Origin of the sequence: Bacillus spongiae, from assembly GCF_037120725.1 — a bacterium.
Taxonomy (GTDB): Bacteria; Bacillota; Bacilli; order Bacillales; family Bacillaceae_K; genus Bacillus_CI; species Bacillus_CI spongiae.
Genome location: NZ_JBBAXC010000017.1, coordinates 19,103 through 42,929, shown reverse-complemented (window position 1 = coordinate 42,929; position 23,827 = coordinate 19,103). Strand labels below are relative to the sequence as shown.

Here is a 23,827-nt window from a genome sequence, read left to right as displayed (position 1 = left end):
GTTAAAATGAAGAAGAAATGGATAAAGTGGCTATCTTCCCTTCTCATCCTCCTGATACTTAACGGTTGTACTCAAAAAAACTACTTAGAAAAAATCGGTTTACTTACGGCTGTTGGTTATGATGTAGCAGAGGATGATTTCATGGAGGGAACGCTTGTCGTGAATCAATTTGACCCTCAAAAGACAGACCCTTCAAAAGTCATATCAGCAAAAGCTTATACAAGTAAAGGGATGAGACAGAAACTAAACTTAGAAGTAAGCAATAGCCTTGTGTCTGGACAGCTCCGTGTTGCTCTTTATGGGAGCGAGTTAGCAGAAGGTGGCATCAGCCACTTAGTTGATAGCTTGGCTCGTGATGCCTCAATCGGAAATATGTTATATATAGCGATTACGGATCCTCCTGCATCTGAAATATTGAAATTTCAAAGTGAGGAAATTCAAGGTAATATGGGGACCTATTTATATAATTTAATACAGCAAAATATCGATCTCGAATTAGTAAGCGACCCTACCCTTCACACCTTTACGACGAAGCTGTTAGATGTAGGAATTGATCCCATTCTCCCTATATTTGAAATAATAGATGGAAATATCGGGATTCGATCTGTTGCCGTGTTTCATGATGATCATCTTGTCGGGAAATTACCTTTGCATGATTTGTTTTATTTTAACTTATTAGACACCGATTACCGAAAAGGATCGTTAGAAATACAAATCGAGAAAGAAAAACTAGAAAAGTATTTCACTTATGAACAACGCGAGGATACGACAATCGAAGAAGACGAGATGAACTTTTACATTACCGTCAATAATATCTCAACAAGTAAGGATGTAAAGCTAACAGATACTAATCCTTCCCAACCGAAATTTGATTTAGAAATCGATCTGAACGTGCGAATTATTGAGATGTCCAAAGCAATGGACCTTGGGAAGCCTGAAGTAATCAAAGCACTTTCCAAAACGATTGAGAAAAAAATCAAAAAGGAAGTTGAGCGGACATTAAAGGATTTACAAGAATTAAAAACGGATCCTGTCGGTTTCGGAAGGTATTATCGCGCTTTTGCGAAAAGTGATTTAACGAAGGAAGAATGGAGAAACATGTATGGAAACTCAAAATTTAATGTTAAAGTTACAGCCGAAATTATTCGAACAGGTGTCATTGATTAATCTGTATGAAAAAAGGGACGGTACGTCCCTTTTTTCTTGTCAATTCTCTGATTTAAGCGTTAGAGAGATAATCCATGATATAAGGAAACTTAAAGAACAGGCTTTACTTCTTCATCATTCCATTTATATACCTTATCTCCATACATTAAAATGAGGCCTGTATACAATTGCAAGTCTTCATCACAAGCCTCACAAAAAATTTTCTCTTCCTTTTTCCAAAAAGCAATAGTGCTATAGGATTTCGCTTTAACGTTTGGATTGTGACGTTTTAGTGCTTCTATCCTCTGAATGAAATAATCCATTGCATTCTCTTTACTAATAAACGTACTTTCTTTCGATATTGATGATTCCCATCCTTCAAAAAACCACCACGGTTCATATTCTCCTCGAGTTTCATACACGTGCCACACTGACATCAGCCTATCACCTTTCTTTCATCATATTACGAAGCCGTAATCCAAAGACCTACTATTGCCGAACAAATTCCTGTTATATAGGTTAAGAACAAATAGAATATGGCACTTTTTTTTTGATCCTTCCATATCGTTAAAAGCTCGACATGAAAGGTTGAAAAGGTGGTAAATCCACCGAGAATACCAATTCCTAAGAAGGCATAGCTTCGATTATCTATGTTCACTCCCACCATCAAACCTAATAGAAAAGATCCAAGAACATTCACAATGAATGTTCCCCACGGAATAGAGGAAGAGTTAAAGGCTTTTCCAATAATATACCTAGCAAGAGCACCTACCCCACCACCAAGTCCAATCCAGAAAATGTCCATTTTTACCTTCCCCCTACTATGCTAGCCAATCTATAGCCAAGATAAGCAAATACAATTCCACCTATCATGGATCCGAATAAATAGGAAAACAGCATTAAATAGTCTCTTTCCAGCATCAAATTTGCCAGCTCAACGCTTAGCGCTGAAAAGGTTGTAAACGAGCCAATCGCTCCTGTCGATATCCCCTTTATAATCGCCGGGTCAATCTTTTTATATTTTGGAAAAATAGTAAGAAGATAACCAAGAAGGAATGAACCAAGTAAATTTACAGCGAGTGTGCCAAGTGGATACTCCCCTCCATTCCCTACAACACTTACATAATATCTTACTATACTCCCAATTGCGCCACCGAAAAACAGATATATATAGACCATCTTACTACTCCTAAATCTCTTAATTAATAATATATTATTATAATGATTTATTCATTTATTATTGATTTGAATATGGTTAATGGTTATACTTGAATTATTAACCATTTCAAAGGAGTAATGCTTTTGTTATGCAATACTTATTAGAAGCAACACCTGATTTACTTCTCTATTCTTTTTATGCGAGTATTGTGCTTACAACATTTCTCTCGATCACATATGGATTGCTTCAAGTTCGTCCATGCCATTATGATGTTCCTAAACTTTCCGATGAATCAAAGCTTGACCATAGTAAAATCTTGCAAGCTACAACAAATAAAAATGTTGCAAACTCACCTACAAGCTGGATTCGGAGAAGTATTCGCCTTAAAGCCATGTCAAAAGACGATGGTCCTCTTTGTTTCTTAATATAAACCATTTAACATTATTAAGAAACCTAGGAGGATTACATTGAAAAAACAATTAACTTATTTCATTATAGCATTTTCATCTTTATTTTTGCTTTCAGGTTGTCAAGCTGCTCAAAACCAAGATGGGTTCTTTTACAAAATCTTTGTATCACCTTTCGCCACGGCGCTTCATGAGATTGGTACGTTTTTAGGCGGCAATTTCGGTCTAGCAATTATTATTATTACATTGTTGATTCGGTTAATATTAATGCCTTTTATGCTCAAAACGTATAAAAATCAACAAGCGATGAAAGTGAAAATGGAAAAACTAAAACCTGAAATGAAAGCCATTCAGGAGAAGCTGAAAGCAACAAAGGATACGGAAGAGCAAAGGAAATTACAGCAAGAAATGATGCAACTGTATCAAAAGCATGGTGTAAACCCCTTAAATATGGGCTGTTTACCCATTCTTATTCAAATGCCTATATTACTTGGACTATATTATGCCATTATTGGATCAGAGGAAATTGCTTCGCATACGTTTCTTTGGTTCAACTTAGGGCAAACCGATATTCCTATAGCCATTATTGCAGGGATCATTTACTTCGCACAGGCAAAAGTATCTTTAATTGGTATTTCATCAGAGCAATTAAAGCAAATGAAATTCATTAGTTACTTATCACCTATATTGATTTTTGTTTTTTCCTTAACTGCACCTTCTGCATTACCTCTTTATTGGACGGTTGGTGGTTTGTTTTTAATTATTCAAACACTTATTAGTAAAAAATATTATCAAGAACACCCAGAGAAAGCTGTTGATTAATTGTAAAAGAGGAGCGATTTTGCTCCTCTTTTACGTATGATCTTCTACCTTGACGATATCATTTGTAATTGAACTATGCTCCCTTTCTGCTGTTGTATTGGAGATGATTTCTTCTTTTAATAGCTGGTCAACCACATCGTGTTCCGCGTATAATGATACCTTCTTTAAGGCAGCTAACTGAGAACCCTTTAAATGAGGCTCCCTCTTATACAATGCCTCTAGGTCAAGCTTCACCTTATCTAACTCTGCTTCGTAGCGATGGATTAATTCTTGGGCAACAGGCTCCGCAATGTATAATCTTTCTTTCGTTTTTTTAATTTCACGAATTGCTGCTTCATAGCGATGCAATTTAGCAATATGAGATTGAAACTCCTCTTCTCCTTCCTCTGAATGCTTAATCCTTAATAGCCCAATTAACGGTTTGATTGTTAAACCTTGAAAAACTAATGAAAATAATACAACAGAGAAGGCTAAAATTAAAATATCTTCTCTTCCTTCAAAGTCCCTAGGCAAACTTAACACTAAAGCAATCGATAAGGAGCCTTTAAGTCCACCCCAGTTTAAAACATGCTTCCATTTAATCGGAAAATTTTTAATGAATGAAAGACTCGTATATACAGCAATACTCCGGGCGATAAGCACTAAAATAATGGATGCAAAGATCAGCCCCCATTTACTCGTTACATCAATTCTCGTGATTTCCAAACCTACCATTAAAAAGACAAGCGAATTGGCTAATAGGGCCGCTACATCCCAGAAATTATTAATATTCAGCTTTGTTGTTGGGCTCATGCCAACCTTACCACCATAATTCCCAAAAATTAAAGCAGCAACTACAACCGCAATGACACCTGAACCATGAACACTCTCTGCTATTAAAAAAGAGCCGTAAAATAATAGAATTGAAAAGATAATCTCTAGAGGGTAATCATCAAAATGCTTTATTAAAATAGAAAACCCATACCCTAACGAACCACCGATAATCAGTCCAAGTGAAACAACACGTAGAAATTCGAACATGCCACTTCCAAAGCCGATCCACCCTGCATCCATATACGATAACAAGTAAAAAGCAGAAATATTAAACAATACGACAGCAAGCCCATCATTAAACAATGACTCCCCTTCAATGACAACCGCTAAACGCTTTTGAACTCCAACACTTTTAAAGATGGACAGCACACTAACAGGGTCGGTTGCACTCATTAACGCAGCAAAAACAAAAGCTGCAGGAATCGAGAAATCAAATAAATAATAGCTCGAAAATCCAATAATTAAAAACGATAATAACGTCCCACCAAATGCTAACGAAATAATAGGACCTTTATTTTCTCTCAAATGAGCAAATGGTAATTTTAAAGCTGCTTCTCCTAACAAAGCGGGTAGAAATAGAGTGATAATGACAAAATTGAACACTTCCCCTTCCGTTATAAACAGCTTCAGTGGTTCTAAAACAGGAATATTCAATAACCCAATTAATGCACCGACGATTACGAGAGCAATCGGGTACGGTTGGTTAACTTTTTTTGCAATAGCGGTAATTCCTGCGGCAAGCATAACTAAAATAAGTCCTAATTCAAAAATATGATGCAAGTCCAGTTCATGCATGGTTTCCACCCCTTCAATCGGAAATTTCCCTTCCACTTTAGAATACCGTTTTTTTGTAATAACATCAAAATTTTCCAAACAAAAATCCAGCTATTGTAAAATAGCTGGATTTTGAGTATTAAATGCTTTTATAAAGTAGTTTTCGTAATAGCGGGAACAATACATCTGGCAGTTCCTCTACATTTGACACAAGAATGCTATAACGACCATAGATATTTTGAATTGTAATTTTTTGTCCTTCATCAATCTCACCGTTTGCTAGAAACACATTTAGGACTTCGATACCTTGCTTACGTGCTTCTAACACCGCTTTATGGGTATCGATAATCCCATTTTGCTCATAACCCATTGCAGCAGGCTCACCATCCGAAAAAACAAGTAGAAATTTTTGTTTTTCAAATCGAGACAATAGTCTTTCTGTCATCACACGAATCGCCAGGCCATCACGGTTATCTTCCTGAGGCTCTAATTGCATTATTTCTGGACCACTACTACGTTTAAGCGATGTAGCAAACGTAATCACATCTTGAAAGTAGTTAGGCTGATTTACTTCTGTCGCTGCATTTGTATCTTCCCAAAAACCAACAATCTCATGAGGAACCTTGACGGATTTTAACGCTTCATGAAATAGAGTAATACCACGCTTCGTTTCCTCCATTTTGTCATACATACTTGCAGAACAATCAACAAGTAACGAAAACACAGCATCGATTTCTGTTGAAGGGTTATTTTTTTTATAAAAAAGACGAGGGTTTTCATCTGTAAAATAAGGTAGAAGCTGTTTGCTTAAGCGACCGACATGCAAGTCTGATCTTGGCTGAATCATCTTATGTTCCAATGTTTTTTCAATCATTTTTTGCAATTTTTTTTGATAACTTGTAATCTGTGCCTTTTGTTCTTGATACGTTTTTATTTGTTCGTATAACACAGATTTTCCTGTAAGAAAAATCGGGTAAGCATGTTTATTTTCTTTCCCATAATCAGAAGAGTTGGCTCCTTCCTTTTCTTCCCGCTCACTCTGCCTAGCCTCTAGCTGATCATATTGGTTCTGGTTTGTTTGTTGAGAAGAACCTTGAACCGCACCTAACGCTTGATCCCCTTCATCGCCCTCGCGAACTCCTTCGCCTAGTAAATTTGTTTGAGAACCTTGCTCAATATCAAACTGTAAAAAAGTCTGTCCTGCCTCGTCCGTTTCCCGATGCCACATTTCCATTTTTTCTTCAAAGAGGTTACTGTTTTCCTTTGAGTCAATTTGATCATCGTTTTTTAGTTTATCTTTCCGTTTTAAATCATCAAAGGTTAAACTTGTATCTTCCGCAGCATAAACATTCTCTGGTAAATGAAAATACTCATTTAGCATATCCTTTTCAACTATTTCATCCAATACATCAACAATCGTTAAGCAATGCTTAATGACGGATTTTGTCGAATCTGTTTCGTATAATGCTTGAAGCTCCCGGCGAATAAATGGCATCGCAAGGTCAATCGCCTCGGTGATAGGTGGCGTGTCCACGACCGTTTCTGCGCTCATCTGTAAAAAAAGAGCATTAAAAAGAGCATCCGTATGAACGCTTTTTACTAGGTTAACGTTTAGCTGAGTTTCAAAATATTTTCGATAAATCTCTCGACGAATGTTGAATGCCTTCCTTGTTCCTTTCCGCTCTTTCACACATAGCTGTTCAAGTCGAATATCTTCTCCTAATATGAACAGTTGTTTCGCGAAACTCGGAATCGTCGTTTTCCTTATTTTTTTAATATAATTGACCACTTCCAATGTATCACTATGTTGGTAGCTTCCAAGGCTACGAAGGTAGATATCGCTTTTTAATCCATTCACCTCTTCCTCATACGGACGGTGATCCCAAAAGTGACTAACAAAAATAACATCATTTTTCTCATCTAAATAAGAATGTGGCCCATATTGAACATCCATCTCTTTATTTCTTGTAAGTGTTTTAGCTAAATCGATTAATTCCATTACTAAAAAAGAATTGATTGTTTCATCATTAAATTGTATAAACCGATGCATAAAATCATCCTTATCCAAATATCGTTTGTGCGATATTAAAAATAGCTGCCCTTTCGCGTTCATCTTCAAGTTTGTCAATGATTCCACGTTGGATGGCACGAAGAGGAGGTAGATAGACGGCCAAATCGCTTGCATCCAATAAAGCGCGAATTGATGCTGCTTCCTCTGATACCTGTCCATTTTTCACTTGTGTATTCAAATCAAAGGAAAGCTGAACAAATTGACCAAGTAAGTCTTCATTTTTAAGTTTTGATTGTTCCTGTAAGACAGAAAAAAGGACGTCACCTTGAATATAAGGAACTTCAATCACGACAAATCGATTTTTTAAGGCTTCATTCAGTGGTACTGTTCCGACATACCCTTCGTTAATAGCTGCCACTACTCCAAAGCTAGGTTGAGCAGAAATGACTTCACTCGTAAAGGGGTTGGTAATCATTCTTCGGTAATCAAGCACGCCATTTAATATTGGCAAAGTTTCCGGTTTTGCCATATTTATTTCATCAATATATAGGAGGTGACCAGATTTCATGGCTTGAATGACTGGTCCCGGTGTAAATCCAATCACGGTTTCCCCATTTTGTTGTTGCAGTGTTTTAAAGCCGAGAAGTGCTTCTGCATCAAGGTCTACAGAACAATTGACACTATGCATCGGCTGCTGAAATATAGCTGAAATTGTCTCAGCAAGTTTGGTTTTTCCAGCACCTGTTGGTCCTTTTAATAGAACATTTTTCCCTAAGCTAAGTGCAATCAAGCAATCTTCAATAATGGCTGAATCTGCTGCAGTATACCCACCCTTTCCAATTAATTCTTGCTGACTATCAATGAAACGTTCTTTTCTTTCATTAATCATATGTTGAACTTCAGATGGAAGTTGATGTCGAAGTTGGTCCATTATGCCATTCCTTTCTTTCTCTTAACATGTCCCCTCATTTTACAATGAAAAAGGCTGATTTCGCAAAGATTGTATACTATTAAACGAGATCATTTCTTTAATGTTAGTTTTTAAAGAAACAATAATATATCACTTTCCATTAAATATAGTAATATCATTGATTATGACTAATTAAGATAAGCGCATTTTGTTGATATTGATTATTTTTTATAAAAAGGGGTGGGAATTGTTAAGAATTAGATTATATAATTATCAAGAGTAATTATTATTGTTATAATTATCCAATTACTTTTGTAATAATATCTGAATCACATTATTACAAAAGTAATTGGTATTTTAATATTTTGTGATGTATCAGTAGGGCGGAATAATTTTGATTTGTTAGAATTCATTGGGGAGAGACTCATTTAATAATACTAGGAGAATGTCCTACGGCGATTGAAACAACTGGAAATTGATGAAATTTAATAAAGAAAGGGATAAAATGGCAAACACAGGAAAAGCACCTAATACTAATCTAGCAAAACGTTGGATGATCACCATAGGGTTATTTTTAATTGTCCAATTGATTTTTATTGTCGTTGATGGCAATATCCTAAAACCGAATATAAATGATAGTGACGTAATTGCCAAAATCGGGAGATGGATTCTGGATTCTGGAGTCTGCACTATTCACGGAGTGGATTACCCCCTATTCCTATCCTTTTTTTAATATGTTCATGACAGTACATGTTATTGCTATACTGTTTCAGTATGGGATATAGTATCAAATAGCTTACTAAAAAAGAAAGAAAAGGATAATGATTTTACTAGAATTTTCTAACGGTGCGGCTTTAACAATTTATCTGTCTTATAAATAGAAAGATTACATAAGTACGATAGAGGGCAGTGTCTTTCTTTTTTCATCTAACGATGGGGCAAGCATACGGGCTACTTTAACAGTATTTTTTGTCTTCCACTGAAGGCTGCATCAGCCATTAACGATATTCCACCTTACACAAGGTTAATCTGAATATTATAACGAAAAGGCTACTATTCCAGTGCAGAATTAGTACATTACTTAGTCATTGGGGCATTCATCATCACCATAATGATGATGATCTCCTACCTGCCCATTTTCTGATTCATCTTTCAAAGTAAACATTATGTTTACTCCTTCTCTTCTCATGTAATAATTTGACTGATAATGATATAACAATGATAAAGATAAAAATACTTGTGAAAAGGTAAGAATAGAATATGTCTAATTGGAATATTAAAATACCAATCAATGGATCGCTCAAAATAAATGCAACGTTCATAATCATTCCCTTAATTGAAAGAATTGTAGCTTTATTATGATCGTTAGATAAATCATTGAAGTATATGGAAAATATTAACCAAAACCACCCGATTATTACTCTTAATAATCCATAGATTACTAATCCAATTATTACATTTTTAATAATACCCATAAGCAGCATCCCACAGGCAAAAAATAATAAACTCCATATAATCAAAACCTCTGGGTCCATTGTCTTCAATTTTTTTTGATAAATGACGGAGCCAACAAGAGGGATTATATTCATAACAAAATAAATTACTCCAAAAAGTTCTATCGGAATCCGTTGTACATTTAAATACTCTGGAAAAAAAACGATAAACTGAGGAATAAAAAAACATGAAGTAAAAAGGACAATGCATATGAATAGGTTTACTTTCATAAATTGTGTAACAGTATTTAAGGTTATTTTAGTTTGTCCATTCGATGTATTGTGACTACTAGATTGATTCTTTCTCTTATTAGGAACCGTCAAAACTAACATAAGAATGATTGCTTCACATGCGATTGCTATTAAGAATGGAAGCTCACTATCAATAGTATATAGTAAGCCTATAACCGTAGCGCTCAAGGCTGTAGCAATATATCTAGCATAATTGTTAATTTGGAAGAAATTATCTTGATTATCTATTGAAGTGAGCAGTATAGATTCTGTTGCGCCTGATTTAAAAGCTATTCCTAATGAAATCATACTCATCGCGATCGCCATAGAAAAGAAACCATAACCTGTTATATAGATTACTAGCCCTATAATGGTTGATATTCCTCCTAATAGGACACTTAATTTTCTTGAATAATTATCAGAAAATACGCCTATAGGAACTTCTGTTAAAATGGTAACCAATGAACCAATTCCAAACAAAATACCTATTTGAGCTATATTAACACCTTTTGCTTCAAAGAAAAGAAAAATGATAGGTGTATATAATAATGAGAAATTAGATACAAAAGAATATAACCATATTCGTAAAAAATGTTTGTTAGATTTCATCCATAACACCTCAAAGGATAAAGGGCATCGATGAATCGATGCCCTTTCATAAGCAATAGAGCTACGGACACCTTCTACCACTGCTTGTAGAGGAAGGAGTATACAATAACTGTAGCTAAATCCATCTTTTATATGTCCAAATTATACTTCAATTGTAAGTTTATGTATATGTTTTTCTAAAATATTATTTATTTTTTCATTGCAGCTTTTCCTTAATCCTTCAAATAGGAGATTTGTTAAAAATTAGCCTTTATAGAATACGATATTTGTCCGTTTGAAATTGTTCAGAATAGGAATAAACGATTAAAAGTTTAGTAGTGCAAAAATCAACAACAATCGTTGTTGATTTTTGCACTACTCTTTGATTCCTTCTCCGTTTTTCAGTTGTTAATTGCAGATATAACTTCAAATGACTTGGTACCTAATTTGCTCCAAGCGGATTCATCTGAATTATAGATGATTCGTTTAAGTAGATGTTCAAGCGTCCTTAACACAGACACCTAACTAATGAGCACCCCTATATAATAGCCATGTTTCTCTTAACAATATCATTGCAGTCAATCTACATTTTTGAGACAGACGATTAGTATCCATAATTTTGAAGACTCCGTACACATGGGAATCACAGAAGCTAAAGTATTGCCACATCCTGCCCCCATCATTTTGTCCTTCCTATCTCAATAACACTGTACTATATCATTCTCTCTAAGAAGCACAGATTTCAACCAAATAAGATAAATCGTTTTTATCCGGAGGCTAGAATTATATAGATATAACAACATTTCCCTTCTTATGTCCCTTGTCTACATATTCATGAGCTTCAACAATCTCTTCTAAGGGGTAATTCCTATCTATGATCGCCTTAACATGACCTGCTCCAATTAAATCGTTGAGTTTAATAAGATATTCAGGATGTATCTTTAGAAGGCTATCATCGACTGACACGTATTTCCCTGTCTGACTTAGAGCTTTTTTAGATTGTTTTTTTAGTTCTGAGCTTTTATTTTCTCCAACAGCATCAAGGATAAAATCATAGATTTCTAAATGGTTTACGGAGTCCGCTTTAGTGTAATCTATCACTTTATCAGCCCCTAGAGATTGGACCAACTCCTCATTGGAGGAACTACATATCGCAGTGACCTTAGCCCCTTTATGTTTTGCCAGTTGTATAGCAATTGTTCCTATTGCACCTGAAGCTCCATATATCAGTACTTTTTGTCCACTTTGAATCTTACTGCCTTTCATAAAGTGAATTGCCAGAACTCCACCATAAACAACCGCAGTCGCTTCTTCATAACTTATATTGCTCGGTTTATGGACCAGTTCCCCTTGAGCTATTTCTTTCGCCGAAACGCATTTGTATTCTGCATAGGCTCCACGGCTATTACCCGTAAAACCATATACTTCATCACCTTTTTTATATTGCTTTATATCCTTGCCTACTGCTTCAACAGCTCCAGAAAATACAAGCCCGATTATAGGATTTCTCGGTTTTGAGATACCTATAAATAATCTCATCATTAGTTGCATTATTTGTTTTTTAGGGAAACTAGGATTTCCTGGCATTTTAAAGCCTCTGATTACACAATCACTTGCAGTAACAGCTGTTGCGTGTATTTTTACTAGAACTTCATTGTCTTTTGGAACGGGCTTTTCCACTTCGTTAAGCTGAAGGACTTCTGGTGGCCCATATTTTGTGCAAATAACCGCTTTCATAAGTTTCCTCCTTTATCATTATCAAACTCATAAAAAGCTGGGACTTAACAGAAATATATTTATCAACTATTTAACCTATTCGCAGACATATGCTTATATTCCTTCTTCATAATTGACTGATTAAGGGTGAAAATGTGGCATAGGCTCGTATCCGTTTTAATAGATTAATCGGCCTTTAGAGAAAATTGTCCATTACATAAAAAAGATCAGGCAAATCATCCTTTGCCTGACCTTTCTCTTTTTGTATTCTTATACTTCTTGGAAATAATCTTTATAAAAACCAGAAACTTTTCCAGCGTTATCTATTACAAAGAAATACTCCTCGGTCTCGTTTTTAACATCATATGTTTTCCCAACCGTTAACATATTGTTGACCATATATTTTTTTGCATTGGTATGTACACATTTAACTGTTTTTACTGTTGATTTTTCTTGCCAATTAAGATGTAACATTTTGATTAACTCCTTTTCCATTATCATTCGATATGTCTAGTATAATCCTCTCAAAATCATGAATCAATAGAAGATTGTGATCCATCCATTCCACTTTATAATCCTACTGCATTACCTACAAAGAGGTTGAACTTTAACCTTACTGTTACGGAATTCGATAAATAGGGAATATTTTCGTATTCCATTACAATTATTTAACAACTATAATAAGCTTTATGGTATTATTGAAAAGAATTTTAACTACGGGAGGAATGAGTCAGATTAAACGAATCCTTCTATTCGTTTTGTTAGTAAGTATCACTATTTTCATGATTATGACACAACCCAATGAAGCAGACTTTTATTCGTGGCTTGAGGACCAACACGATATTCACTGCGAATCATTTACTTGCTCTCAGACTAGTGAGAGTAGCCGAAGTGTAACATATATTGAAACAGGCTCCTATATTGAAAAAGGATACTTAATCTTCCATACAATTGATAAGACGTATGAAAAAGATGATGGTACTTCCTTTACTGTGAAAGTGCTTGGAATATTTGGAGCATACATCCCCCTTATCGACGAAATACGCTAATTGCATTCTTAGCCTTGAGCAATTAGCGTATTTTATCTTTTTCGAGGAAATATCATGGTGAACAGTCCACTAACGACGATTGCTTATTTCCCTCTTCAGTTATTTTCTTACTCGTTCGAATTACCGAAATTCCCTTTTCAATCTCTTACCCTTTTATCCATCTTTCATAATGTGAATATTTTTTAAATCCTAGTTTTTGTAAGATTGGCGATGAATGCCCTATTCTTGCTTGGCAAGTAGCATATTTAACTCCAGCATGAAAAGCCTTGTTCAGTCGGTAATAGACTAAACTATTGTATACTCCCTGCTTTCGATAAGAAGGGTGAACACCACTTCCTGTAAAGTAGATGGATTGTAAATCGGAGCTGACACGATAAGCTCCATAACCAACAGGAATTCCTTCGTTGTTATAGGCCAGCACGTAGCCCCCTTTCCTGAACGGGAGCGAAAGATAATTCTTCCTTTCTTGTAACACCTTCTCTTTAATATCATTCTTATAACCCCAAATAACTGAAGTGACTTCGACAAGGTGCTGAATATCTTCTTCTGTCTCCACCTCTTTTAATTGAAAGTTTGAATGATAGGACTGAGGACAGAGTGTGTAACTTAATCCCTCATACTCATCTGTTTTTTTAAAGCCCCTTTCACTTAAAAAGGGCGCAAAATAGTTGTTTGATTCCTGATATAGCCATAATGAAAAGGGAATAGACCCATAAAAGGCTTCTACTTTAGCGAATTTTTCCTCCCAATCCTGTTTAGAACGAATAACCATTTTGACTACTTTATTGCTATTTTCATGCTGATTCAATGGGTTTTTAGTAGCGTTTAACTCTTCTTCTTCGATTGTCTCAATATATGACGGCACATACTCTGGTTCATAATCCCATTGAACCCCTTCAATACGATTGTTGATTTCTTGTAGCATCATAATTGACAGCTCCCTCTTTTGTCATCTAACTGTCGCTCGCTTTTTCCCAACAGAAGTATTCCACTTGAAGTCAAAAGTAAATAAGTGAAAGGGCTGATGCTTCATAATGGGCATGTATTTTACATTGAAATACTTCCTTGCTTTAGATACATGAACACCATTCGTTATATCATTCTTCAACTATGTTTTATTGACCGATTGCCTCTCCATCACTCTACTGATGATGTCGATTTGGCCAATTGGTCAGAGTGAACTGGATAGGACAATAGGCTCATATATTCTCGCCCTTTTCCTCTTTCCTTATAACTATTACTAGACGACTAGAAATGGCCTTTTCAAACATAATATGTATTGATGATACTTGTTTTAACCAAACATCTATTCTGTTTCGAATACACCGGGTTGTGCGATTGTTGAAGTTAACAACCTTTGGTGGTTTTTATTTACTTCTTCCATTCGTATTTTACTAAATATGGTGTAAACAAAGACCCAATAAACAATACAATGAGTCCTGCACTAATATTTAAAAAAGAATTACTGAAGGGTGAAAGGACAAAGGCAAATATTAACAAAGGTAAAATCGTTAAAGATAATGCTATGACTTTACCGGAAGTTGTTATACTATGCTCTTTATTACAGTTATCACATTCAATAGGTTTATACGATGACCAAACCGAATTATAAATTTTACCCCAACTAAATTGTCTGTTACAGTTCTCGCATTTTTGCAAAGCAAATCCCACCTTGTCGGACTATTACAAAATATCCAAATTTATTTGTATGTCTTGTTACATCAAAATACTTTTATTCCATTAATGCTGCCCGTTTGTTGAATAAAAGTATTTTGTATAATTATATTTTAGCATACATTATAAAACACCTCATATTCTATTGTGAAATTGTTTTAGCGAACTCTTTGTAGTTTGTTGGCGTTTCATTACATAACAAAGCAGATTAGTTTAGTTAATATATCCTCCTATAACATAGAATCTAACCCGTTCCATATTGAATACAAACAACATTACTATGATGGGAATAGACGTACGATTTCTTATAGCTAATCACAATATAAATTAAAGAAAAAAGCATTGGCTAAGTCCAATGCTTTTTTTACTGGAATATATAAATATTGCCCTACTATATAAACGCTAAAATTTCTCATCTTCAAGTGTTGGGATAAAACCATTTTTATTGAGTACCAGCCCAATACATAGATAGGAGCGAAACGTGCCAAAATGAAGGGTGAATATTGCTAATGCATTCACTAGCTGAAAATATGGAATTTGGAATAACTTCTTCATCCATATAATCTGGTCTTTCTAAAGATGAAATAATGTAATAACCTTCAGAGACATATGTCAAAGAGTTCCCTTCTTATCTTAACTATAGTACTTTCTTTATTTTTCTTTAAGCTGAAGTCCTAAGACTTAATAGAAAGATAAAAAATATTTGTAGACATCTATAACAAGCTCTATACAAATAATTTCTAGAAGCTAATAGGAACGTTGTTAAGGGCTTCCACATGGTCTACATAGTTATCTACCGTTGTCGTACCGTTGACACCTGCATTTTCACCAATGATAAACACTTGATTTTGAGACAAGCCAATTCGCTTATATGCTTCAATATCCGTCAATGCGTTCCCGTAAGCAAAGTCGATTATTCCTCCTGCATTGATCACCTTTGATAAGTATTCTGCTTTATATGTAGCCGCATCTTCTGCTGGAAAAGACCCTGAATATGTATGTAAGCTTCCAAATGGAAAATCGTGATCAATTAACCATTTTTGAGATGTAGAGGATAGCCAATAAGGTCGAGCGGTTAAGTAGATAATATTGTACCCTTCGGAGTCATAATGTTCTACTACTCTATTTGCAGCTTCATACATATCTGCTCGGTATGCCTCAAAAAAATACTCATCGGCATATTCTTTAAAAGATTCGAAGTCATTCGTCGTTAACGTTCCATCAATGTCAAACACAACAAATCTCTCATTTCGATTGATTACTTGAATATACATATTAGTAAACGTTGAATCCCCTTCGACATGCAATCTAATTAAATGTAATCCCTTCCCTAATTTCTTCTCTTCATTCATAGGAAAAGATATTCGACCATCCGTGTCTGTTTTTTGTCTGCCAATTTTTTCCCAAGAGGGAGTGTCTTCCGAAAATGACCATAAATAGATAGAAACCCATTCCTCTTCTAAATCTTTTCGTATATCCCCATACTGGAACTTCCCTTCAATTATTTGAGAATCCTCTGCGTTATATATTTGATCATAACCATTATGATGGGGTGTATGGGTAGATAAAAAATATTCATTAAAAAAATTAGTAAATCCCTCTTTTTCTACTGCAGGGAAGGTATCTGTCACTAAATTATGATATAAATCACTTGAACTTTCATTAGCATTCACTGCCTCATTTGATGATAGAACAATAAAAACGGGTAGAATTAAAATAAACAAGAGTTTCTTCACATGATCAGTTCCCTTCATTAAATATTGATATGGCTGTTACTCTACTTAATAGTCTCAAATAAACGTTAATTTCCTTTTATTAATTTGTAAAACTTTTATGATTTTTCAGAATTTTCATTATGTATTACCACATTAACATACCTTCTCATCATCAACAAGGGATGGCAATACGAATGCCCTGTTTAACTGAGGATGAGTATGACAATGCCTTCAGAAATGAAATTTGTAGAGAGGCTTGAAGAGTAAGACAATATAATTAAAATGGTTTTGGATAAATAAGGGAAAAAGAGCGAGATGAGATTAGGAGGGTTTAGTTTATTTAATATACATACTACTTGTACTAATTTTTCACAGTCCATCTTCTAAAAGGGGATAACTCATAAATTAAAATTTCAGCTCTGAGAATCCCCTTTTTTGTATGAATAACCTTTATTATTGATCCACTTTTCTTAGCAAGGTAGTAATCGTTTTCATTTTTCTGTCGAACATTATTTTTTTCGGCTTAATAAATCCATCTCGAAAAAAGTACTCCCTTTCGTCATTTTTATTCTCGTCTACTATGACAGATTTCAATTGTTGTACAATATATTTCCGAAATGGAAAACGATCGTATTCTCTTGGCTTATACTCTATTTGCAAAGCAGGATAATCATATATTCTACCTTCATATATAAGTTCTAGTCTATTAATCTTTCTAAAATCATCTGGTGAAACTAGGGAACTCCGTTTATTAAAGAGCTTGATACCACTTTGCTTTAATAAATCTGCTACAAACTGTGAACAAAAATAGGAAAAAGGTATTTCTATTGGATAATTTAGTGGAACTCCAAATAACCCAAAGAAATTGTAACGGTACGAGTGTTTATGCTTTTCAAACTCAGAAATCAGTTGAAAAACTTTTTCATATTCTCGTTCACTTACAGATAATTTATAAATGGCACAGGTTGTATCTGGGTACCAACTGAATGTCCCATCAACAAAGTCCTCTTGTATAAATCCACCATATAGAGGGTTAATTGGTTGTTTACGGCCAAAACTAAATACATGATTTAATTTTTCGTCTAAGGAAATGGATGCATGATTATATGGAGCATTTGTGACTAGTTTAATTGTTCTATTAAGTGTAGTACCGGTATCCGTTAGCAATATATATAGTTCTTTCATAACTCCCCCTGTTAATTATACTGGAATATAGTGATTAAAATAAATTATAGCTAGTAAATTCCGATACTTGAAAATCACAATGGTTTTAATCATTTTTTATTGTAATATGCCTAGAGAGCATAAATCATTTTTGTAAAAGAATACCTTATTAAGTGGAATACGCTAAGTTCCCTCATTTTACATAAATTGTATCTTAAATTTCAGGGTGAGTAAAGTATGTATTCGGCTAATCTTGATTAGGATAATACATTACTAAATAAAAGCTCACTAGTTCATCTGAATCATTGATATAGCTATGTTCACTATTGGCTATAAATTTTAGAGAGTCATGATTAGTTAATACAAATGTTTCACCTTGTACTTCTAGTGTCAATTCCCCATTTTGTACAAGTACATACTCTTCACCTAAATGCTTTTCAGATAAATGGCTATATCCCGGTTTTAACTTCACTGTGTAGATTTCGAATTTCTTTTCAGGATGATAAGGATAGATAGGATAAACAAGATAATTATCATTGTCATCATTGATTGGAACAATTTGATCTAACGATATCTTTTCCACTTTTTGCTTTTCCGGTTCTTTCATAAACACAGAAAAAGATATTTGCAATCCATTTGCAATTTTCCAAAGAGTTGAAACAGTTGGGTTCGTCTTACCTTTCTCTATTTGAGCAAGCATGGCTTTGCTGACACCGGTTAATTCAGCCATTTTGTCCAAACTTAACCCTCGTTTTTTTCTTATATTTACAAGATTGTCAGAGATTACTTTTTGAATTGAATCCATAAATAAATATCTTGACTCCTTTTTATGTTTATTATACCATACAATTATCTAATATATTAAACAAATGTACAGTATAACAAACAGAAAGAAGGGACATAATGAATGAATTATTAAGTGATTTTAAAGTGGAAGAAAAACCTTATACATTTATTCACGGTGTAAAAGATTGTATTCCCACTTTAATGGGCTACATTAGTATTGGAATTGCCGCAGGTATTGTTGGAACTTCTTCAAGCTTAAGTATAATTGAAGTTGGTCTATTATCAGGGTTAGTATTTGCAGGAGCCTCTCAGTTTATTATTTGTGCATTGTTAGTGGCGGGAAGTCCTTTTTCTGTCATTCTATTCACAACATTTATCGTGAACTTACGAAATTTTTTATTAAGTATGACATTAGCACCACACTTTAAAAAGTATTCATTAATGCAAAATATCGGAATTGGGGCTCTTGTTACGGATGAATCCTTTGGTGTTGCGGCAAATAAAATTGCTAAAGGCGATAAAATCAATGCCGACTGGATGAATGGATTGAATGTAATGGCCTATATATGTTGGGTTTTATCCTGTTTGGTGGGGGCAGTATTTGGAAAATGGATCGCTAATCCAGAAATATATGGATTAGATTTCGCTTTAACCGCAATGTTTTTGGCATTACTTGTACTGCAATTAGAGAATAGTAAAAGAGGTAAATTATCTCTTTATTTATCATTAATTTTATACGTAGCCATAACAATGTTCGTTTTATGTATGTTTGTTCCTTCCTATATTGCGATTATAATTTCAACCGTTACCGTTGCAACGATTGGAGTGTTAAAAGACAAATGAGTATAAATCTTTCTATTTTTCTCATTATATTAGGTTGTGCAATTGTCACTTTTATTCCAAGAGTGATCCCATTTATTTTTGTAAGGAATATAGACCTTCCTGACGTTGTATCTAAGTGGCTTTCATTTATCCCTATCTGTATTTTTACTGGCCTTATCATAAGTAGTTTTATTATCGAAGACGGACCCTTCCTATCCATTAACTGGAGTATCTTATTCGCGATAATACCAACGCTTATTATCGCTTTGTGGACTAAGAGTTTGTCTGTTACAGTACTGGTGGGAATAATCTGCATGGCTTCTATACGATATTTTTTCTAATATAAAGGTATTAGTAACTTCTTACTAAACATTGTTTTTATTCAACAATCTATTCTAGACAACATTTAGTTAACTTGTTTTGTAGATTGCTTGAATGTAATTTTCATGGAAAAAATGAGAATACGTATTTGCATTCTCATTTTTTCCTTTCCCTCTTTTATTTCGTTGTAAGTGTCTTTTTTTCAGCCATTTCCCTAAGTTTAAACTTTTGGATTTTTCCAGAAGCCGTCATCGGGTACGAATCGACAAATTCAATAAATTTTGGAATTTTATGCTTTGAAATTTTCCCTTTACAATATGTCTGAATTTCTTCTACCGTCGCTGTTTCACCCTCTTTTAACACGACCCATGCCATCACTTCTTCTCCATATACGTTGGATGGAACTCCAATGATCTGCACATCTAATACCTTTGGATGCTGGTATAAAAATTCCTCAATTTCGCGCGGATAAATATTTTCACCACCGCGAATAATCATATCCTTTAATCTTCCCGTAATTCGACAATACCCATTTTGGTCCATTACAGCTAAATCTCCCGTATGCAGCCAACCCTCTTCATCAATCGCTTCTGCCGTTGCATCCGCATTTTGATAATAGCCTTTCATGACATGATACCCTCTAGTACACAACTCTCCTTGTTCACCTTGCTTTACTTCTTGGCTTGTTCCTGGGATGACAATTTTCACTTCTACATTTGGCAAAGCTCTTCCAACTGACTCAACACGAAGTTCGATTGGATCATTCGGCCTTGTTTGGGTAATGACGGGAGATGCCTCTGTCTGTCCATAGGCAATCGTAATCTCCTCGGCGCCCATCTTGTCTATGACACCCTTCATTATTTCAATCGGGCAATTAGCACCTGCCATAATCCCAGTTCTTAGCGAGCTAATATCAAACTGATCAAATTGTGGAGAATTCAGTTCAGCGATAAACATCGTCGGGACACCATGAAGGGCTGTACACTTTTCTTTTTCTACAATTTCTAATACTTTTTCAGGAGAAAATGTCTCCAAAGGAACCATTGTTGCCCCTACCGTCACACAGGCTAAGGTTCCTAACACACAGCCAAAACAATGAAAGAATGGAACGGGAATACAAAGACGATCATCCTTTGTCAGTCTCATACATTTTGAAATATTATAAGCATTATTAATAATATTGCTGTGTGTGAGCATAACCCCTTTAGGAAATCCAGTCGTTCCAGAAGTGTATTGCATATTAATCACGTCGTCTGGATGACAATTAGACATAATTTGATCAAGCTCTTCATCTGAGCCTTTTTTTCCTTTTTCCATTATGTCATTCCAATTAAATACCCCTGGATAACTTTTTTCACTAAGAATTATGACATTTTTCAGTTTAGGTAAACGCTTACTTTTTAATTCACCAGGTTGACAGTCTTTTAATTCTGGACAAATATCATACAATATATCAATATACGAGGTGGACTTAAAAGATTCGATTAAGATTAGAGAGGATGAATTAGACTGCTTCAATAAATACTCTATTTCAGCCCTTTGATAATTTGTATTAGCCGTCACAAGTACGGCCCCTATCTTACTACTAGCAAATTGCGTGATTAACCATTCTGGTCGATTCGTAGCCCAAACGGCTAGGTGATCGCCATGAGTAATATTCATCTGTTGAAAACCTTTTGCTACTTGCCGACAAATTTCATTAAACTCTCCGTAACGCCACTTTATTTTTTCTTCAGAATATACAACGGCCAAATCATCTTTAGAAGCTATCGCTTTTTCTTCTAATAGTTGACCTACTGTCGTTCTTAACAAATCTTTCAAGTATAATCCCTCCTATGTAAAAGATAGTAAAGCAGTCCGGGCAACTTCCTGCATAGACTCTTCCTAGCCATCCTATCATACGGTTAGAGAGAATTATGTCAAAATATGTAATATTGATTGTTTCCCTCATTATGGACTTTGATCCATTTTTTACATTTAGGTTTCTACAAGACTAAAGAAGGATACGTAAACGATACTTTTCTTATAAGCCTTTAGTGGTACGTTTCATAATGGAAGCTTTTTATTTTTCAGGAGTCTAACTGAAAATATTAGTACATAACGTAACAGGAGATAGGTTCATACTGTTAACTAGAGTAATAATCGTCAATAAGAACCATTAACAACTTATGACTCGACAAATGGTATCATCTCACTCTTTATATAAGCGAATAGTCCTCTCTATACACAATAAAAAACGTGTGAAGAAGGATATTATTCTTCTTCACACGTTTTTTATTAGAATGTTAAATTTTGTTTACACTGGAAAATTTAAAGCAATTTTACCGCTTCTTACGAACCATACATACACATTTTTCCCACACTTTGTACGAGATAGGCAACCAATAGTAGTCTTGTACATAAATGGTTTAGGATAACGTTACGTCCGCCGTTACAGGATAATGATCTGAATATCCATCCGAATCACCGATTGAAGCGTCTACTATGGTCATACCAGACATTGTAAGGATCCAATCAATAGCTACTCCGCGTTCTGTTGTAGCTGGTTTTGGCGTAGTTGGGTATATGACCTCCCAAGTGTCAACAAGGTTTAACGGATTTGATGCTCCTCCGATTGGGACTTGGTCAATCAAATATTCCATAATTCGATTATTACGAGTCGAATTAAAATCCCCTACCACTATTGTAGCACGTTCATTCATCCCAGCTTGATCTTGGTGCTGCTCAATTAAGCCAACTAGTTCGATGGAGTGAGTCTCTTTACTTACCATTGGACTCACACAATAATGGTTATTATAAATGTAAAATTCTCCACCAGAACTCTCTTCTCTTAACAGTAGCCATGTAATATAACGCATATTACCACATTCCGCAGCCTCAACGAACCCTGAGTCTAACACGGTAAATTCGTTTCGCTTAATGAACATTACGTTTCCGTAATTGACAGGTATAGAAAACTCAATTAATTCATAGTCGGCCGAAAGACCTTCTTCCAAGTTATTTCTTTGCATCGGCATGGCTTCCTGCAAACCCATAATATCAGGATTAATTTCAAGGATTTTTCTAATTATCCCACTTCTACGATATCTCCAAGTACTGCCATCAGCTAATATGTTAAAAGTCATAACCTTCAATTTAAATTCCCTCTTCTCTTACATTCTCACTGTATTATATGTAAGAAAAGAGAGATTGCTTGTACGAATACCTTATAAATAAAGCAAACCGTCCCTTTATCGATGAAAAAATATTTATTTCTACATTATCTAAGGGGTGAATCTTAACAAAAGAAATCTATTCATCTCCAATAATTTCTAGTTTAATAGTTAGCCTTGCTTCAAAGCTTGTTGATAGAAGACTAATTATGACATACGGAAAAGTATCAAGCTTGCTTTTTCATCTACCTATCGGTAATAGGCTTATTGTACTTTAACATTGACTTTCAGTTTTGGAAACTTATTTATCTTTCTCGTAATTTCTTTTATTTCGTAGCCATGACCATCTTTCTCTTGGTGATCTTCAAAGTACTTATTGATCATTTCCTCCGCTACCTTTATCACTGACTCTTGACTGTTTAAATAGTACTCTACTTCTTCATAATATTCATCTTCTGTTTCATAACGATTATTTTCATTTTGAAGCAAACCTGCATGAACATAATTAAATTTTGTTGCAATGGTTTTACAAAGTTTTGTTCTAAATAAATTTCCCTTTTCCTTGAACTTAACAACAACATCTAGTCTTTCCCATCCAGATGTAACAGCCTTTCCATTCCAATAATCGAGTCTTACGCTAACTGGTATCTCCATGTCATCCTCCGCTACCCTTCTATTATCTTTTTTCAGATTTATATTTTGTTGAACTAATAATCCTTCGTATATTTTATGTATAATCTAATGAGGAATTTTTTATAAGTGAATGAGTTTACTGTTCACTTTGATCAAGCGCTCATTCAATGGTGTTAAGAAATATTTTCTTCTACATGAATTTAAATCCGTACAATGCATATTTTCCCATTTTTTTAATATAATATCAACTATCAAATTACCCGATTATTAAAATATTTTGTTTTTTTGTCATTTTAAGTCACAAATCCTCTGAAATACTTCATTTTTATTTACAGTATGCTTCATTTCTACACTATAAGAGAGTCATGTTTAAGTGCCTAACTCTAGTTCCGGTCAAGTAATCTCAAAATCTCAGTAATAGTTTATTTGTCCAAAGTTATA

25 protein-coding genes are annotated in these 23,827 nt (G+C 34.6%); 7 read left to right on the top strand and 18 right to left on the bottom strand.

Annotation, left to right across the window (positions count from 1 at the left end; genetic code table 11):
• The first annotated feature begins 6 nt into the window (after positions 1-6).
• Positions 7-1,167: a Ger(x)C family spore germination protein gene (locus WAK64_RS17725; protein WP_336588335.1), complete on the top strand. Its 1,161-nt coding sequence runs from the start codon at positions 7-9 to the stop codon at positions 1,165-1,167.
• Positions 1,168-1,256: 89 nt separating this feature from the next.
• On the opposite strand, the gene WAK64_RS17720 is transcribed toward WAK64_RS17725, so the two are convergent.
• From WAK64_RS17720 to WAK64_RS17710, 3 genes are read right to left on the bottom strand one after another with little or no spacing between them, the layout of a single operon-like run.
• Positions 1,257-1,583: a DUF1033 family protein gene (locus tag WAK64_RS17720; RefSeq protein ID WP_336588334.1), complete on the bottom strand. Its 327-nt coding sequence runs from the start codon at positions 1,581-1,583 to the stop codon at positions 1,257-1,259.
• 26 nt (positions 1,584-1,609) lie between these two features.
• The gene (locus WAK64_RS17715; protein ID WP_336588333.1) at positions 1,610-1,951 is read right to left on the bottom strand and encodes a fluoride efflux transporter FluC; all 342 of its coding nucleotides are present in this window, start codon (positions 1,949-1,951) and stop codon (positions 1,610-1,612) included.
• Between the two features lie 2 nt (positions 1,952-1,953).
• The gene (locus WAK64_RS17710) at positions 1,954-2,325 is read right to left on the bottom strand and encodes a fluoride efflux transporter FluC (protein ID WP_336588332.1); all 372 of its coding nucleotides are present in this window, start codon (positions 2,323-2,325) and stop codon (positions 1,954-1,956) included.
• A 128-nt stretch (positions 2,326-2,453) separates the two neighbouring features.
• Between WAK64_RS17710 and WAK64_RS17705 the strand changes: the two genes are divergently transcribed.
• Entirely contained in the window at positions 2,454-2,735 is a 282-nt protein-coding gene (locus WAK64_RS17705) for a hypothetical protein (RefSeq protein ID WP_336588331.1), read from the top strand.
• 37 nt (positions 2,736-2,772) lie between these two features.
• Positions 2,773-3,534, top strand: a complete 762-nt coding sequence (yidC, locus tag WAK64_RS17700) for a membrane protein insertase YidC (RefSeq protein ID WP_336588330.1) — start codon at positions 2,773-2,775, stop codon at positions 3,532-3,534.
• Between the two features lie 30 nt (positions 3,535-3,564).
• Here the strand turns inward: yidC and WAK64_RS17695 are convergent, their stop codons facing one another.
• From WAK64_RS17695 to WAK64_RS17685, 3 genes are all read right to left on the bottom strand, one after another.
• Positions 3,565-5,142, bottom strand: a complete 1,578-nt coding sequence (locus WAK64_RS17695; protein WP_336588391.1) for a cation:proton antiporter — start codon at positions 5,140-5,142, stop codon at positions 3,565-3,567.
• A 118-nt stretch (positions 5,143-5,260) separates the two neighbouring features.
• Positions 5,261-7,171: a vWA domain-containing protein gene (locus tag WAK64_RS17690; protein WP_336588329.1), complete on the bottom strand. Its 1,911-nt coding sequence runs from the start codon at positions 7,169-7,171 to the stop codon at positions 5,261-5,263.
• A gap of 10 nt (positions 7,172-7,181) precedes the next feature.
• Positions 7,182-8,063 (bottom strand): ATP-binding protein, encoded by an 882-nt coding sequence (locus WAK64_RS17685; RefSeq protein WP_336588328.1) that lies wholly within the window; start codon positions 8,061-8,063, stop codon positions 7,182-7,184.
• Positions 8,064-8,547: 484 nt separating this feature from the next.
• Between WAK64_RS17685 and WAK64_RS17680 the strand changes: the two genes are divergently transcribed.
• Positions 8,548-8,775: a YfzA family protein gene (locus tag WAK64_RS17680; RefSeq protein WP_336588327.1), complete on the top strand. Its 228-nt coding sequence runs from the start codon at positions 8,548-8,550 to the stop codon at positions 8,773-8,775.
• 412 nt (positions 8,776-9,187) lie between these two features.
• Here the strand turns inward: WAK64_RS17680 and WAK64_RS17675 are convergent, their stop codons facing one another.
• From WAK64_RS17675 to WAK64_RS17665, 3 genes are all read right to left on the bottom strand, one after another.
• Entirely contained in the window at positions 9,188-10,375 is a 1,188-nt protein-coding gene (locus WAK64_RS17675) for an MFS transporter (RefSeq protein ID WP_336588326.1), read from the bottom strand.
• A 762-nt stretch (positions 10,376-11,137) separates the two neighbouring features.
• Positions 11,138-12,091 (bottom strand): NAD(P)-dependent alcohol dehydrogenase, encoded by a 954-nt coding sequence (locus WAK64_RS17670; protein ID WP_336588325.1) that lies wholly within the window; start codon positions 12,089-12,091, stop codon positions 11,138-11,140.
• Between the two features lie 249 nt (positions 12,092-12,340).
• Positions 12,341-12,544, bottom strand: coding sequence for a DUF6501 family protein (locus WAK64_RS17665; RefSeq protein WP_336588324.1), 204 nt, complete (start codon positions 12,542-12,544; stop codon positions 12,341-12,343).
• A 251-nt stretch (positions 12,545-12,795) separates the two neighbouring features.
• On the opposite strand from WAK64_RS17665, the gene WAK64_RS17660 reads away from it, so the two are divergent.
• A complete protein-coding gene (locus WAK64_RS17660) occupies positions 12,796-13,119 on the top strand; it encodes a hypothetical protein (protein ID WP_336588323.1) in 324 nt (107 codons plus the stop codon).
• Positions 13,120-13,264: 145 nt separating this feature from the next.
• On the opposite strand, the gene WAK64_RS17655 is transcribed toward WAK64_RS17660, so the two are convergent.
• The 6 genes from WAK64_RS17655 to WAK64_RS17635 form a co-directional block, all read right to left on the bottom strand.
• Positions 13,265-14,047, bottom strand: a complete 783-nt coding sequence (locus WAK64_RS17655; protein ID WP_336588322.1) for a GNAT family N-acetyltransferase — start codon at positions 14,045-14,047, stop codon at positions 13,265-13,267.
• Between the two features lie 443 nt (positions 14,048-14,490).
• The gene (locus WAK64_RS22490; protein WP_419465967.1) at positions 14,491-14,790 is read right to left on the bottom strand and encodes a TIGR04104 family putative zinc finger protein; all 300 of its coding nucleotides are present in this window, start codon (positions 14,788-14,790) and stop codon (positions 14,491-14,493) included.
• 445 nt (positions 14,791-15,235) lie between these two features.
• Positions 15,236-15,409 (bottom strand): hypothetical protein, encoded by a 174-nt coding sequence (locus WAK64_RS17650; protein ID WP_336588321.1) that lies wholly within the window; start codon positions 15,407-15,409, stop codon positions 15,236-15,238.
• Positions 15,410-15,533: 124 nt separating this feature from the next.
• Complete coding sequence (locus WAK64_RS17645) at positions 15,534-16,529, bottom strand: LNS2 domain-containing protein (protein ID WP_336588320.1); 996 nt, start codon at positions 16,527-16,529, stop codon at positions 15,534-15,536.
• A 432-nt stretch (positions 16,530-16,961) separates the two neighbouring features.
• Positions 16,962-17,693, bottom strand: coding sequence for a hypothetical protein (locus tag WAK64_RS17640; RefSeq protein ID WP_336588319.1), 732 nt, complete (start codon positions 17,691-17,693; stop codon positions 16,962-16,964).
• A 226-nt stretch (positions 17,694-17,919) separates the two neighbouring features.
• On the bottom strand, positions 17,920-18,477 hold the full coding sequence (locus WAK64_RS17635) for a helix-turn-helix domain-containing protein (RefSeq protein ID WP_336588318.1): 558 nt from the start codon (positions 18,475-18,477) through the stop codon (positions 17,920-17,922).
• 98 nt (positions 18,478-18,575) lie between these two features.
• On the opposite strand from WAK64_RS17635, the gene WAK64_RS17630 reads away from it, so the two are divergent.
• Both WAK64_RS17630 and WAK64_RS17625 read left to right on the top strand, forming a co-directional pair.
• Positions 18,576-19,301: an AzlC family ABC transporter permease gene (locus WAK64_RS17630; protein WP_336588317.1), complete on the top strand. Its 726-nt coding sequence runs from the start codon at positions 18,576-18,578 to the stop codon at positions 19,299-19,301.
• Positions 19,298-19,621: an AzlD domain-containing protein gene (locus WAK64_RS17625; RefSeq protein ID WP_336588316.1), complete on the top strand. Its 324-nt coding sequence runs from the start codon at positions 19,298-19,300 to the stop codon at positions 19,619-19,621. Before WAK64_RS17630 ends, WAK64_RS17625 begins: the two co-directional genes overlap by 4 nt.
• A gap of 157 nt (positions 19,622-19,778) precedes the next feature.
• On the opposite strand, the gene WAK64_RS17620 is transcribed toward WAK64_RS17625, so the two are convergent.
• The 3 genes from WAK64_RS17620 to WAK64_RS17610 all read right to left on the bottom strand — a co-directional run bounded on the left by WAK64_RS17620 (position 19,779) and on the right by WAK64_RS17610 (position 23,407).
• A complete protein-coding gene (locus WAK64_RS17620; protein WP_336588390.1) occupies positions 19,779-21,413 on the bottom strand; it encodes an AMP-binding protein in 1,635 nt (544 codons plus the stop codon).
• A gap of 596 nt (positions 21,414-22,009) precedes the next feature.
• Positions 22,010-22,726 carry an endonuclease/exonuclease/phosphatase family protein gene (locus WAK64_RS17615; RefSeq protein ID WP_336588389.1) on the bottom strand — a complete coding sequence of 239 codons (717 nt, stop codon included), beginning with the start codon at positions 22,724-22,726 and terminating at the stop codon, positions 22,010-22,012.
• Positions 22,727-23,017: 291 nt separating this feature from the next.
• On the bottom strand, positions 23,018-23,407 hold the full coding sequence (locus tag WAK64_RS17610) for a hypothetical protein (protein WP_336588315.1): 390 nt from the start codon (positions 23,405-23,407) through the stop codon (positions 23,018-23,020).
• Positions 23,408-23,827 lie beyond the last annotated feature (420 nt).